Genomic DNA, 14,702 nt, shown 5'->3' with positions numbered 1-14,702 from the left:
TGTTTTAATTTTTATAAAAAATACGTTTTACTCGTTGTGAAATTCCGACAAAAACCTCATAAGGAATGGTTAATGTAACGTTAGCAATTTCTTTTACATGTGGTTTTTCTCCAAAAATAATCACTTCATCTCCAGCTTTGCACTTAATTTCTGAAACATCAACCATTAACATGTCCATGCAAATATTTCCTAAAATAGTAGCTTTTTGATTGTTGATTAGCACGTAGCCTTTTTCATTTCCCCAAGCTCTTCGAATTCCGTCAGCATATCCAATCGGAATAGTTGCTACTTGCATGTTATCCTTCACCATAAATTTTCGACTGTAGCCAATACTTTCATTTGCTTCTACTGTTCTAATTTGTGAAATAATACTTTTTAAAGTACTTACATTTAACAATTGCTTGTTTTCTTCTTCTGAATTTCCAACACCATATAAACCAATTCCTAAACGAACCATTTCCATTTGAAATTCAGCATAATTAAAAATACCAGAAGTATTTAAAATATGTCGAAAAGGTTTATGATTTAAAGAAGAACTAATATTGTCATAAAACTCGGTATACAAATGTATTTGATTTAAAGTAAAATATTTGAAAGTCAAATCATCACTAGCAGCTAAATGAGAAAATATACTTTTTATAAAAATAAAATTATTGTTTTTAAGAATTTCTGATAATACCTCTAAATCGTTTTTTTGAAATCCCAAACGATGCATTCCTGTATCCATTTTCAAATGAATAGGATAGGAAGAAATATTGCGTTGTTGAGCTACTTTTAAAAAAGCTTTTAATCCTGTTATCGAATAAATTTCGGGTTCTAAATCATAAGCAATCATCGCATTAAAACTACTGTTTTCTGGATTTAAGACCATAATTGGTATAGTGATTCCTGCTTTTCTTAATTCGATACCTTCATCGGCAAAAGCAACTCCTAAGTAATCTACTTTGTGATGTTCTAAAAGTTTAGCAATTTCATAACCACCATTGCCATAGCCAAAAGCCTTAACCATAACCATAACTTTGGTTTCAGGTTTCAATTTGGATTTATAAAAGTTGAGGTTATAACTGATAGCATCTAAATTTATTTCAAGAACGGTTTCATGATTTTTCTCCTCTAAAATCACTACAATTTCTTCAAAATCGAAACTTCTTGCTCCTTTTATTAAAATAGTTTCATTTTCAAAAGAATTTAGATTGAATTGCTGTAAAAATTCTTGTGTTGAAGAAAATGAAATGATATTTGGAATGTCTTTCAAATAAGTGCCAATAGTATCTCCAATCGTAATAAAGCGATTGATATTATTGTTTTTAATCAAGCTTTTAACTTTTTCATACAATTCTTGCAAAGGCAAACCGCTTTGAAAAATATCAGAAAGAATTAAAGTCTTTTTTTGATGTAATTTTTGTTGCTCTAAAAAATCTAATGCCATTTTTAGTGACTGATAATCGGATGAATATGAATCATCTATCAAAGAGCAATTATTGATTCCTTTTTTGACTTGTAAGCGAAGTTCAACAGGATATAAATTTTTAATTCTTTCGGCAATTACATTCGTATCATATTTTAGATATAATAAAGTACAAATACAAGTCATTGCATTGGACAAAGAAGCTTCATCCTGAAACGGAATTTCAACTTGAAATGAATTGTTATTGTAAGTTATTGTAAGAGTAGTAAAACTATTTTTCTTGCTTTTTTTCTCACCAAAAACTATTGCATTTTTATCACTAAAACTCCAAGTTATGGTTTCAGAAGTAAGTAGTTTTTCAATAGCATCTTCTTTTTCAAGAATTACAATTTCACAATCTTTAAAAAGTTTTATTTTTTCTTCAATTTTTTCTGTTAAAGAAGAAAATCCTTCATTGTGAGCATTACCTAAATGGGTAAAAATTCCAATTTTAGGTTGGATGATTTTTTGAAGGTTTTCCATTTCATTGGAAGTCGAAATTCCAGCTTCAAAAATTCCTAAATTGTGATTTTCATTACTTCCAAAAATAGATAACGGAACACCAACTTGCGAATTATAACTTTTTGGACTTCTAACAATAGTAAAATCTGGACTTAATAAGAAATTCAACCATTCTTTTACGATGGTTTTTCCGTTGCTTCCAGTAATTCCGATAGTTGGAAAACTAAATAAATTTCGATAAAAAACTGCTGTTTGCTGCAACGCTTTTAAAGTGTTTTTTACAACAACAAAATGAGCATTATCTTTTAAATGTTCGGGAATATATTCCACGACAAAAAACCGAACTCCTTTTTCAATTAAATTTTCAAGGTATTGATGGGCATCATGGTTATGACCTTTTAAGGCAAAAAAAAGGGTTCCTTGATTATTTTGAAGGGAACGACTGTCTATGGAAATGTTTTCAATACTAAATTCAGGTACATTTTCATCTGATTTTGCATCGATAACCGGAATAATATTTTGGAGTGTAAAAGTCAAATTATTGATTTTCTTTGTTTTCCTTCATGGCTTTGTAAAAAGCAGCTCTGCTCAAAGGTTCGTATTCTTCGGTTTCTCCAAGCATGACTAATTTGTCGTTTTCAGATTTTCTAAAACTGTAATTAGCTAAGTTTCCTGTTCGTGTGCAAACTGCGTGAACTTTTGTTACATATTCAGCTGTTGCCATCAAAGCAGGCATAGGTCCAAAAGGATTTCCCTTAAAATCCATATCCAAACCAGCTACAATTACACGAATGCCCGAATTGGCCAAATCATTACAAATAGCAATAATTTCGTCATCAAAAAATTGGGCTTCATCAATACCAACCACATCACAACCTTGAGCCAAAATTCTTATGTTTTCGGCAGCAGGAACAGGTGTAGAACGAATTTCGTTAGCATCATGAGAAACAACCATTTCTTCATGATAACGCGTGTCTACAGCAGGTTTAAAAATTTCAACTTTTTGTTTGGCAAACTGAGCTCTTTTTAGACGTCTAATTAATTCTTCGGTTTTACCCGAAAACATAGAGCCACAAATTACTTCAATCCAGCCAAATTGTTCTTGTTGATTTACGGTGTTTTCAAGAAACATTTTGTATATTTCGGACGATTAATACTAAATTCTTTTATTTTTGTAATCAGAAACAAATTTATCAAAAAAATCATCTATAAACTCTATTCTATTCTATAAAGTTATGAAGAAAAAGCTAGAAGGCGAATTAATAAGCATTGCACACCGAGTTTTAAAACTAAAAAATCGTTCGGAAACAGTTCTTTTACAGAGAGAAGCAAAAAAATTATACGAACAATTAACGGTTTTGCGTTTTTATGAAGAAAATTTCGAAACTTTAAAAAACGATATTTCTCAAGAACAATTAGAAGAAAAGTTAGAGCAAATGGCTAATATTGCTGCTGTTGAAGCAACTGATTTAGAAGATAAAGTAGCAGATGTAGCTGAACCAATTGCTGAAGTTGAAGAAATTGTACAGCCTATTGAAGTTATAGAAGAACAAGAAAAAATTGTGGCAGAAACTATTGCTCCAACTGAAATTATAGAAGAAAAAATTATAGAAGAAGTTATTGCTGAGGTTGTTCCTGAAAAAGCGGAAACACCTAAAGAAGAAGTTTATGCCACTGCTGAAGATATTAATAGAATTGTTGCTGAAATGTCTAATAAAAAGAATGTTTCAGACGAAATTCCTTCAAAAAATGATAGTTTTGAAGTTTCAAAACCCAATGCTCCTCAACAAATTTCATTTGAAGATTTGTTAGGTGAATCTTATAAAGAACCAGAATTTGTTCGTGTAGAAGATACTCCAAAAGAAGTAGCAAATGCGGCAGATGTAGTTTTTGATAAGAAAGAAGAAATAGAACAAGTTGCTGAAATCATTCCTGAAAAAGTTGTGGAAACTAAAAAGGAAGAATTTAGCTATAAGTCTAAAACAGTTGAAAAACAAGAGCCTAAAACGATATCTCTGAACGATCGATTAAACAATGGAATTTCTTTTGGGTTGAATGACAGAATTGCTTTTGAAAAAAAATTATTTGGCGGAAGTGCGGATGATTTCAATCGTGTAATTTCACAACTAAATACTTTTGATTCTTTTGACGAAGCCAGTTCATTCATCACTGATTTTGTAAAACCAGATTACAATAATTGGGCAGGACAAGAAGAATATGAAACAAGATTTTTAGAAATTGTAGAAAAGAAATTTAATTAACACAATTTGTCATTCTGAACTTGATTCAGAATCTATTTCCAAAATTTATGGGAAAATTATTTCTAGTTCCAACACCAATTGGTAATCTTGATGATATGACTTTTAGAGCGATTAAAGTTTTAAAAGAAGTCGATTTAATTTTAGCCGAAGACACGCGCAATAGTGGCAAATTGATGAAACATTTTGAGATTTCCACACACATGCACAGTCATCACATGCACAACGAACACAAAACCGTTGAAAATATCATCAAACGATTAGAAGCTGGAGAAAATATTGCTTTAATCAGCGATGCAGGAACACCAGCGATTTCTGATCCAGGATTTTTGTTGACAAGAGCTTGTGTGGAAAACAATATTCCAGTAGAATGTTTACCTGGTGCAACTGCTTTTGTGCCAGCGTTGGTCAATAGTGGTTTGCCAAACGATAAATTTGTTTTTGAAGGATTTTTGCCCGATAAAAAAGGAAGACAAACACGTTTTTTAGCCTTAGAAAACGAAACACGAACCATGATTTTCTATGTTTCTCCTCATAAATTAAACAAAACATTAACTGAATTTATCCAATATTTTGGAGCAGAGAGACCTGTTTCTGTTTCACGGGAATTATCAAAATTACATGAAGAAACCGTTAGAGGAACAGCAGAAGAAGTTTTAAAACATTTTGAAGCCAAACCTGCAAAAGGGGAAATTGTTGTTGTGGTTGGTGGAAAAAAATAGTGTTCAGTGTTCAGTTTTTTAGTAATCAGAAATAGGAATGAAGAACTCTAAAATCATAACATTTTTTGTATTTTCTGTTATAGCAATTAATATTTTTATTTATTTTGTGATTCTTAATTATATTCAAAAATCAGTAAATAGCCATACAGCTAATGCGGATTATTCTGCTATTGCATTGCTTTTGCTAGCTGTGTTTCTTTGTTTAATTTCTTTAATATCATTTTTAAAGAAAAAACGAAATGCAGTAATTTATTTCTTGTTTTTATTTGGAGTAAACATAATTTTATGGTTGCCAAAAATATTTAGCATTCAATGTAAAGGATGTTCAATGGGTGGATAATAATTTTTAGAAATTAAAATATTTTAAAAAAACTTTATACATTTGCATTTCAATTATATACGCCATAACAACTGAATTCAAATTCAGAATTCTAACTTCTAAATTTTTCAAAATGAGATGGAATTTAAAATCTAAGCCAGAAAAACAAAAAGTTCAACACCTACAAAATGAACTTCAAGTCGATGAAATTATTGCGACTTTATTAGTACAGCGAGGCATCGAAACCTTTGAACAAGCCAAAACTTTTTTCAGACCCACTTTAGAAGATTTACACAATCCTTATTTAATGAAAGATATGGATTTGGCCGTAAATCGAATCGAAAATGCCATTAAAAATGAAGAAAACATCTTGGTTTTTGGTGATTATGATGTTGATGGGACAACAGCGGTTTCTTTAGTTTCAAGTTATTTAAAAACAATTTATCCCAATATCGATACTTACATTCCAGACAGATATGATGAAGGTTACGGAATTTCTTTTAAAGGAATAGATTACGCAGAAGACAACGGAATTTCACTAATTATTGCTTTAGATTGTGGAATAAAATCCATTGATCATATTGATTATGCTAACAATAAAGGAATTGATTTTATTATTTGCGATCATCACAGACCAGGAACCATTTTACCAAAAGCCATTGCAGTTTTAGATCCAAAACGGGAAGATTGTTTGTATCCTTACGACGAATTATGCGGTTGTGGTGTTGGGTTTAAGTTGATTCAAGCTTTAGGTCAAAATCGCAATCAAACCATTGAACATTTTTTACCTTATTTGGATTTAGTAGCTACAGCAATTGCAGCAGATATTGTTCCAATGACTGGAGAAAATCGTGTTTTAGCGAAGTTTGGAATGGAAGTTATAAATTCAAATCCAAGACCAGGAATCCAGGCTTTAACTCAGAATATTAAAAAGAAAACGCTTACCATTACTGATGTTGTTTTCATTGTGGCTCCAAGAATAAACGCAGCAGGAAGAATCAAACACGGAAATTACGCGGTTCAATTGTTAACAGAATTCAACTTAGAACAAGCCACAGAATTTGCTTCAGATATTGAAGAATTCAACACCGATAGAAGAGGTTTAGACCAACAAATCACCAAAGAAGCTTTACTTCAAATTGAAAAAAATCAAGAAGAAAAGCGATTTTCATCGGTTGTTTATCAAGAAGATTGGCATAAAGGTGTAATTGGAATTGTAGCTTCTAGATTAATTGAAAAATATTATCGCCCAACTATAGTTTTTACGAAAAGTGGAGATAAGTTAGCAGCTTCAGCACGTTCTGTTAAAGATTTTGACGTGTATAATGCTTTGGAAGCTTGTGCCGAATATTTAGAGCAATTTGGCGGTCACATGTATGCTGCAGGAATGACTTTGAAAGAGGAAAACTACCAAAACTTCAAGAATGCTTTCGAAAAAACAGTACAAGAAACCATTCATCCCGATTTGTTAATCCCTGAAATTTCTATCGATGCTGAGCTTGATTTCTCAAATATTAATCCGAAATTTGTAAGGCTTTTGGAACAATTTGAACCTTTTGGTCCACAAAACATGCATCCAATTTTCTTAACAAAAAATGTTATCGATACAGGTCATGGAAAACCAATGGGAAAAGAGGATGAGCATTTACGTTTGTTTTTAAAACAACAAAACTCAGAAGGAATTGGAGCAATTGGTTTTGGAATTGGAAATAAATTAGAACTAACCAAAAACTTCAATTCATTTGATGTGGTGTATTCTATTGAAGAAAATGAATGGAACGGCAATGTGAGTTTGCAATTACGATTACGAGATTTAGAATCAAAGTTGCTTAGTAACTAAGCATCTTAGTCGCTCAGCAATTTTATACAAAATATGGCAAAAAAAGATCCCTACGCAGCTTTACGTTATAAAGAATTTAATTTTTTTCTTTTCATGCGATTTGCCATGGTATTTGCCTGGTCGATGCAATTTGTAATTATTGAATGGGAAGTTTACAGTTTGACTAAAGACCCTTTGTCACTAGGAATTATAGGTTTAATGGAAATTATTCCTGCAGTTTCAATGGCTTTGTTTGCAGGACATATAGTAGATCAAAGCGAAAAGAAAAAATTATTAATCAAATGTATTTTAGGTTTTTCTGTAGTAAGTCTAGGTTTGTTTTTAATAACGGTTCCTGAGTTTACAAAAGAGTTGTCCTTGAAAACAATTCTTTATACGGTTTATGCTTTGGTGTTTTTTGGAGGTTTAGTTCGTTCTTTTATTAGTCCAACTATTTTCTCTTTATTATCCTTAATTGTTCCAAAAAAGGTTTATCCAAATGCAGCAACTTGGAGTAGTTCTACTTGGCAATTGGCTTCTATGTTTGGTCCAGCTTTGGCAGGTGTTTCAATTAGTTTTATGGGAGTTCATTGGTCTTTGTGTTTGGTTTTTGCTTGTTCTATTTTAGCTTTAATCACCTTAACTAAAATTGAGAAAAAACCAATATTGAATCCAAAAATTGGAGAACCCATATTCAAAAGTTTAAAAGAAGGTTTGAATTTTGTCTTTACGAATAAAACGATTTTAGGAGCTATTTCATTAGATATGATTGCCGTTTTATTTGGTGGAGCTGTAGCTTTATTACCTATTTTTGCTCAAGATATTTTAAAAGTAGGTTCAGAAGGTTTTGGAGTTTTGAGAGCTGCACCAGCTTTAGGTTCTTTTTTAATGATGCTATTTTCGGCTTACATTTCTTTAAATAGAAAAGCTGGTATAAAGTTACTAGGAGCCATTTTCATGTTTGGAGTTTGTATTATCGTTTTTGGAGTTTCAGAAATTTTCTGGATTTCTGTTTTAGCGATGTTTTTGAGTGGCGTTTTTGATGGAGTTTCGGTTGTTATTCGAAATACAATTCTCCAATTGCATACACCAGATCACATGAGAGGAAGAGTTGCTTCTGTAAATTCTATTTTCGTAGGTTCTTCAAATGAATTGGGAGCTTTTGAAAGTGGTTTAACAGCAAAATTAATGGGTGTTGTAAATGCTGTTGTTTTTGGAGGTGTCATGACATTGCTTACAGTTTCTTTTACAAGTTTTGCTTTACCAAAGTTTATAAAATTGGACTTAGAAAAAGATGTTGAGGATTTGGAAAATGAAAATTAATTTTCAAATTTTTTTAACTCAAAAGTTGCTCCATCGAAAACACCATAAGTAAAATAACCAATCCAATCTCCAAGATTTGCATATTTGGAATTTTCTCCAACATCAATAATCATTGGAAGATGTCTATGTCCAAAAATGAAATAGTTATAATGTTTCGTTTCTAATTTTCTTTTAGCATATAGCACCAACCACTCATTTTCTTCTCCTAAAAATTTAACGTCTTCTGCACCAGAAATTAATTTGTTTTTAACAGATAAATATTGAGCTAACTTAACTCCAATGTCTGGATGAAGCCAACGGAATAAACTTTTAAAAAATGGGCTCGTAAAAACACGTTTCATGCGTTTGTATCCTTTGTCTCCAGGACCTTTTCCATCACCATGACCTATTAAGAAGGTTTTGTTGTTAAAGATGAATTCTTTATTATCGTGATAAACAGGAATGTTTAATTCTTTTTCAAAATAATCATGCATCCACAAATCATGATTGCCTACAAAAAAATAAATAGGAATGCCAGAATCTCTAATTTCAGCCAATTTTCCTAAAACACGAATAAAACCTTTTGGCACCACTGTTTTGTATTCGAACCAAAAATCAAATAAATCTCCTAATAAAAAAATAGCTTCGGCATCTTTTTTTACTTCATCTAACCAAGCCACAAATTTTTGTTCTCTTGGAAAGCTTTCTTCGGGAGTTGGAGCACCAAAATGTTGGTCTGAGGCAAAATATATTTTTTTAAACACTTAAAAATTATTTATAAAATTCAAATATATAAAAAAGGAAAGGAATTCAGACTAAAGTTTTAAATTTCATGAGTTGTATCGAGTCGATACTATTTTTAATTTAGAGGAACTAATAAAAGGCAATTAAAATTCATTCACATTTAAAATCATAACAAATACATTCAAATTTGTTGCATTTACCATTTCTTTCGGATTTTAACTTTTCTTTTGCATATATTTGAAACACAATCACACAAACTATATCACAAATGAAAAAAATTACATTAATTTTATTGATGACTCTTTCTTCTTTAGTTGGTTTTTCTCAAATCGTTTTACAAGAAGGTTTTGAAGGAACAAACTTACCTGAAGCATCAGGAAACTGGACACTTGGTTCAGGAAATTGGAGGGTTTTTGATAATGGTGTTGGATTAAATGAAACATGGAATGTTGTCGAAAATCCAAACCCAGCAGTTTATGCAGGCTCACGTTCTGCTTATCTAAATCGTGAAAATGTAACTAATGGAACTTTTGCTTCCGATTGGTTAGTAACACCACAAATAACAGTACCTGCGAACGGTCAACTTCGTTTTTTTGCAAGACAAGTTACAGGAGGAAATGCAGGAAGCGTTTATACTGTGAGAGTATCAACATCAAGTAATCCTCAAGCCAATTTAGTAGCAGGAGATTTTACAACGGTTCAAACATATTCTGAAACAGGTGTTGGAAATCCTGCAATCAATACAGTTAATGGTGTTTATGAGGAACAATTAGTTTCTTTGGCAGCTTATCCTGCTGGAACACAAGTTTACATCGCATTTGAAATGACTAATGACTTTGGAGATCGTTTTTTATTAGACGATGTAAAAGTTGTTTCTCAATGTTTAGACCCAACGTTATTAACAGCTACAAATATCGGTTTAAACTCGGCTACTCTTGGTTGGACTAATAATTCAACAGCAACTAATTTTGAAGTTGAAGTTTTTGATACATTAACTGGACTTTCATTAGGTATTGTACCTGCTACAGGAACTTCAGTAGTTTATCCTGGATTAATGCCTTCAACAGCTTATCAATTTTATGTAAGAGCTTTATGTGCTGATGGTATTACCAGTGAATGGGTTGGCCCTTTTAATTTTACCTCTTCATCACCAGGTCAAACTTGTGATGCTCCAATAACGGTAGCTAGTATTCCTTATCAAGTTTCAGGTTCTACACTTGGTTTTGGAGATGATTATAGTGGAAGTCCAGGAACAGGTTGTAGTACAACCGCTGGTTATTTAAATGGAGATGATGTTTTCTACACTTTTGTTGCGGACAGTAATGATCCAATAAAAATTACAAATCAAACCAACACCAACTGGTCTGGTTTATTTGTTTACACAGGATGTTCTAATGTTGGAGTAAGCTGTGTGGCTGGAAGTACCGCAGGAAATGGAAACACAACGGCAGATCAAGTTATTTTCACACCAGTTGCTGGTCAAACGTATTATGTAGTAATTTCAACTTTTGCAGGTACAAATGGAACAAATCAAAGTTGTGATTATACTCTAACAATAGTAAAAAATACTTGTACTAACCTTAGTGCAACTTTTAATGTAGTTTCAAACTGTTCAAGTGGTACAGATACATTTTTTGTAACAGCAAATGTATCAAATATGGGATCTGCAACGTCAATAGTTGGAGTTACAAGTCCAGTTTCTACAACGGAAACTCTTTTAGCACCAGGATTAATACAATTTGGGCCATTTGATAATAATACAAATGTTATAATTAATTTGCAAAATACTACAGATAACAACTGTTTTAAAAACAGTCCTGTTTTAACACAAACTTTTTGTCCAGCACCTAATAATTTATGTGCAGATGCAATCGATATAACATGTAACAGTACATTTTCAGATACAACTGAAGGAGCAACATCAGTTGGAGCTCCAACAATTGCCTGTGGAACTGGTCCGGGATCAGGTGGATTATGGTATAAATATACAGGAACTGGAGATATAGTAACATTTTCATTATGTGGATCAACTTACGATACAAAACTTCAAGTTTATACAGGTGCATGTGGTAATTTTACTTGTGTAACTGGAAATGATAATTTTGCAGGATGTGGTAATCAATCTCAAGTACAAATAGCTACTGCACTTGGACAAGAATATTTTGTTTACGTATATGGTGCAGGAACTTCACAAGGAACTTTTACACTAAATACAACATGTATAACACCACCACCACCTCCAGCTAATGACGATTGTACTGCTGCAATAAATGTTCCCGTAAACACGGATGGAACATGTACTTTAATTACAACAGGGACAGTTGTTGGAGCTACTCAGTCTCAGCAATTAAGTACATGTGCTGGATCTCCTGATGATGATGTTTGGTATTCTTTTGTCGCCACTCAAACATCTCATACTCTAACATTAGATAACATTCAAGGTTCAGATTTAGATTTGAATCATGCCGTTTATTCTTCTTTAAATGCAACAACTCCTTGTGATGCACTTACTCAAGTTTTATGTAATACAACTTCAAACTTTTCATTAATTACTGGTTTGACAGTTAATCAGACTTATTTTGTTAGAATTTATACAGCAACAACTGATTTATTACAAACAACTACATTTGATTTGTGTATAAGTGTTCCACCACCACCACCATCAAATGACGATTGTGCAACACCTTTAACAGTAGTGCCAAATCCAAGTAATACATGTACAAACTTTACTTCGGGAACTATCTCAAGTGCTACTGCTTCTCCTGAGACAAATGCTTGTGGAGGTTCAGATGATGATGATGTTTGGTTTCAATTTACTGCTACTAATTCTTCACATATAATATCATTATTAAATATTAATGGAACTGTAACCGATTTGAATTTTGTAGTTTATTCTGGAAGTTGTGGAGCTTTAACTCAGTTATTATGTAGTCTTCCGGATTCTGGCTCAATAACAAATTTAACACCTGGGGCAACTTATTTAGTTCGAGTATATTCTGCAACAGCAACAACTGGACAGTTTGCTAACTTTGATGTTTGTGTAACTTCACCTCCAATATCTGTGAATAATACTCAATATACAGTTCAAGAATTAATTACAGATGTTTTAGTGAACTCTCCATGTGCTCAAATTTCAAATATTACTTGGAAAACAGGTAATACTAATAATTTTGGTTCAACAAATGGAATTGCTTATTTCCAAGAAAATGCGCCAGGAACTCTACCTTTTGGTAACGGTATTGTTATGACGACAGGAGATGCTCTAAAAATTTCAGGACCAAATAATGCTATTTTAAGTGATGGAAATACAGCTTGGACAGGTGATGCAGATCTAGAAGCAATCATACTTGCTGCAACAGGACAGGCAATGAATTCAAGAAATGCAACGGTTATAGAATTTGATTTTGTACCATTAGTAGATCAAATCAGTTTTGATTTTATGTTTGCATCGGATGAATACGGTACTTTCCAATGCTCTTTTTCTGATTCGTTCGCGTTTTTGTTAACTAATACTATAACTAATACTACTTCAAATTTAGCTTTAGTTCCAAATACTACAACACCAATATCTGTTGTAACGGTTAGAGATGCAGCTTATAATGCTGGTTGTGCATCGGTCAATCCAACTTACTTTGATGTTTTTAATGGTGCACCTAACACTGCCACAGCAGCAACAAATTTTAACGGTCAAACAGTTCAGTTTACAGCTGCTTCACAAGTAACTCCTTTAATTCAATATCATATTAAAATGGTAATTGCAGACCGATCGGATAATGCTTACGATTCTGGTGTGTTTTTGAAAGCTAACAGTTTTAATATTGGAACTATTGAATTAGGAGATGACTTTTTAGAGGCAAATGGGAATGCAATTTGTGCTGGTGAATCTTATACTATTGTAAGTGGTTTAGATCCTAATGATTATACCTTTTTCTGGACAAACAATGCAGGTGTAATTCCTGGCGAGACTGGACCTAATTTAACAGTAACAGACGAATCAACATACACCATTAATGCGACCTATATTGGTTCAACATGTGCAGCAACGGATAGTTTAACTATCGAATTTTATCCAGATTTAACAGCTTCAGAACCTAATAATTTGATAGCTTGTAACGCTACTGGTTTTGCTACTTTTGATTTAACTGAAAATAATGCTGTTATTTTAAATGGCTTAAATCCATCAGATTACACAATATCGTATCACAATTCTTCGGTAGACGCTGAGGATGGATTAAATCCTATCAACCCTGATACGGCTTACACAAATGTGATTCAAGGTTTAGAAACGATTTATGTTAGAATTATAAATACAGCTTCAGGTTGTCAAAAAGTTTTCGATTTTGATTTAATCATTCAGGATTTAACACCTCAATTCACAGTAACTCCTGATTTTAGTTTATGTGATGGATCTTCAGGAAATATAACAGTTACACCAATTAATTTTGTTGATGCTGATGTTACATATACTTGGACTTTAGGAACAAATACTTTACCTGATACTGGAAATACTATCAGTGTATCACAAGCTGGAACTTATACAGTTGTTGTAAATAATTCGGGATGTACTGCTACTCAAAGTACAACAGTTACTATTACTCCAATTCCAACGCCAGATATGTTATCAGACGTTACTTTTTGTGATAGTTATACTTTGCAAGGATTGAATCCAAATAATAATTATTACACGGGTCCAGCGGCTACAGGTACAATGTTAAATGCAGGTGATGTAATCTCATCTACCCAAACACTTTATATTTATGCTGATTCTGGAACAAATCCAAACTGTTTTGCAGAAAGTAGTTTTTTAATAACTATAAATTCAATTTCAGCTGATGTTAAAAACAATGTTTCTGAATGTGATTCATATGTTTTAGAATCATTAAGTTCTAATAATAATTATTATACTGGGCCAGGAGCTACAGGTACTATGTTGAATGCAGGTGATGTAATTTCATCTTCGCAAACAATATATATTTATGCTCAAACAGGAACAACACCTAATTGTACTAATGAATCAAGTTTTGAAGTTACAATTAACACTGCTCCACTTCTTGACCCACTAGCTAATACATCAGTTACTGCATGTAATAGTTTTGTATTACCGTCTTTAATTTCAGGTAATTCTTATTATACGGGTAGTAATGGTTCTGGTTCTATGTTAGCTGCTGGTTCTACGGTTACAACGAGTCAGACTTTATATATTTTAGCTTCGAGTGGTACTACTCCTGATTGTACTTCTGAGGGTACTTACGCTATTACCATTACAAATTCTCCTGAGATTGTTAGTATTGAGGGTGATTGTATTGATAATGTTTATACCTTAACAGCTACAGTAAGTGGAGCGGGTACTCAAGCGGTTACTTATGAGTGGAGAAATTCTTCTAATGATGTTGTGGGTACTAACAGTGCTACATATGTTCCTACTTCAGATGGTGAGTTTACTTGTACAGTTTCTGTTACATTGGCTAATAATACTTTATGTTCATCGAGTGCTACTGCCTTTATGGTTAATAGTATTTTATGTACGATTCAAAAAGGTATTTCACCAAATGGAGATGGTTTGAATGAGAATTTTGATTTAACGGGCTTAAATGTTAAAAAGTTAAGCATATTTAACCGTTATGGAAAA

General features: G+C 32.4%; 8 protein-coding genes. 5 read left to right on the top strand and 3 right to left on the bottom strand.

The features are described from left to right. Positions 1-4: 4 nt before the first annotated feature. Entirely contained in the window at positions 5-2,446 is a 2,442-nt protein-coding gene (locus ACTF56_RS06725; protein ID WP_438966146.1) for a bifunctional UDP-N-acetylmuramoyl-tripeptide:D-alanyl-D-alanine ligase/alanine racemase, read from the bottom strand. 1 nt (position 2,447) lies between these two features. Beyond that, positions 2,448-3,041, bottom strand: coding sequence for a thymidine kinase (locus ACTF56_RS06720; protein WP_438966145.1), 594 nt, complete (start codon positions 3,039-3,041; stop codon positions 2,448-2,450). Positions 3,042-3,144: 103 nt separating this feature from the next. On the opposite strand from ACTF56_RS06720, the gene ACTF56_RS06715 reads away from it, so the two are divergent. The 4 genes from ACTF56_RS06715 (at position 3,145) to ACTF56_RS06700 (ending at position 8,350) form a co-directional block, all read left to right on the top strand. Next, positions 3,145-4,170, top strand: coding sequence for a hypothetical protein (locus tag ACTF56_RS06715; RefSeq protein WP_438966144.1), 1,026 nt, complete (start codon positions 3,145-3,147; stop codon positions 4,168-4,170). Between the two features lie 47 nt (positions 4,171-4,217). Further along, positions 4,218-4,889 carry a 16S rRNA (cytidine(1402)-2'-O)-methyltransferase gene (gene rsmI, locus ACTF56_RS06710; protein ID WP_438966143.1) on the top strand — a complete coding sequence of 224 codons (672 nt, stop codon included), beginning with the start codon at positions 4,218-4,220 and terminating at the stop codon, positions 4,887-4,889. Positions 4,890-5,341: 452 nt separating this feature from the next. Next, on the top strand, positions 5,342-7,048 hold the full coding sequence (recJ, locus tag ACTF56_RS06705; RefSeq protein ID WP_438966142.1) for a single-stranded-DNA-specific exonuclease RecJ: 1,707 nt from the start codon (positions 5,342-5,344) through the stop codon (positions 7,046-7,048). A 33-nt stretch (positions 7,049-7,081) separates the two neighbouring features. Continuing rightward, positions 7,082-8,350: an MFS transporter gene (locus ACTF56_RS06700; RefSeq protein ID WP_438966141.1), complete on the top strand. Its 1,269-nt coding sequence runs from the start codon at positions 7,082-7,084 to the stop codon at positions 8,348-8,350. Here ACTF56_RS06700 and ACTF56_RS06695 read toward each other — a convergent pair. Continuing rightward, a complete protein-coding gene (locus ACTF56_RS06695; RefSeq protein WP_438966140.1) occupies positions 8,347-9,093 on the bottom strand; it encodes a UDP-2,3-diacylglucosamine diphosphatase in 747 nt (248 codons plus the stop codon). The two genes, ACTF56_RS06700 and ACTF56_RS06695, sit on opposite strands and share 4 nt — an antisense overlap. Before the next feature lie 248 nt (positions 9,094-9,341). Between ACTF56_RS06695 and ACTF56_RS06690 the strand changes: the two genes are divergently transcribed. Then, on the top strand, positions 9,342-14,702 hold a 5,361-nt coding region (locus ACTF56_RS06690), incomplete at its 3' end, for a choice-of-anchor L domain-containing protein (protein ID WP_438966139.1).

Source organism: Flavobacterium sp. (assembly GCF_965657075.1).
In the GTDB taxonomy this organism is placed as follows: domain Bacteria; phylum Bacteroidota; class Bacteroidia; order Flavobacteriales; family Flavobacteriaceae; genus Flavobacterium.
The sequence above is the reverse complement of the archived record's forward strand: the minus strand, read 5'-3'. Positions and strand labels throughout refer to the sequence as shown.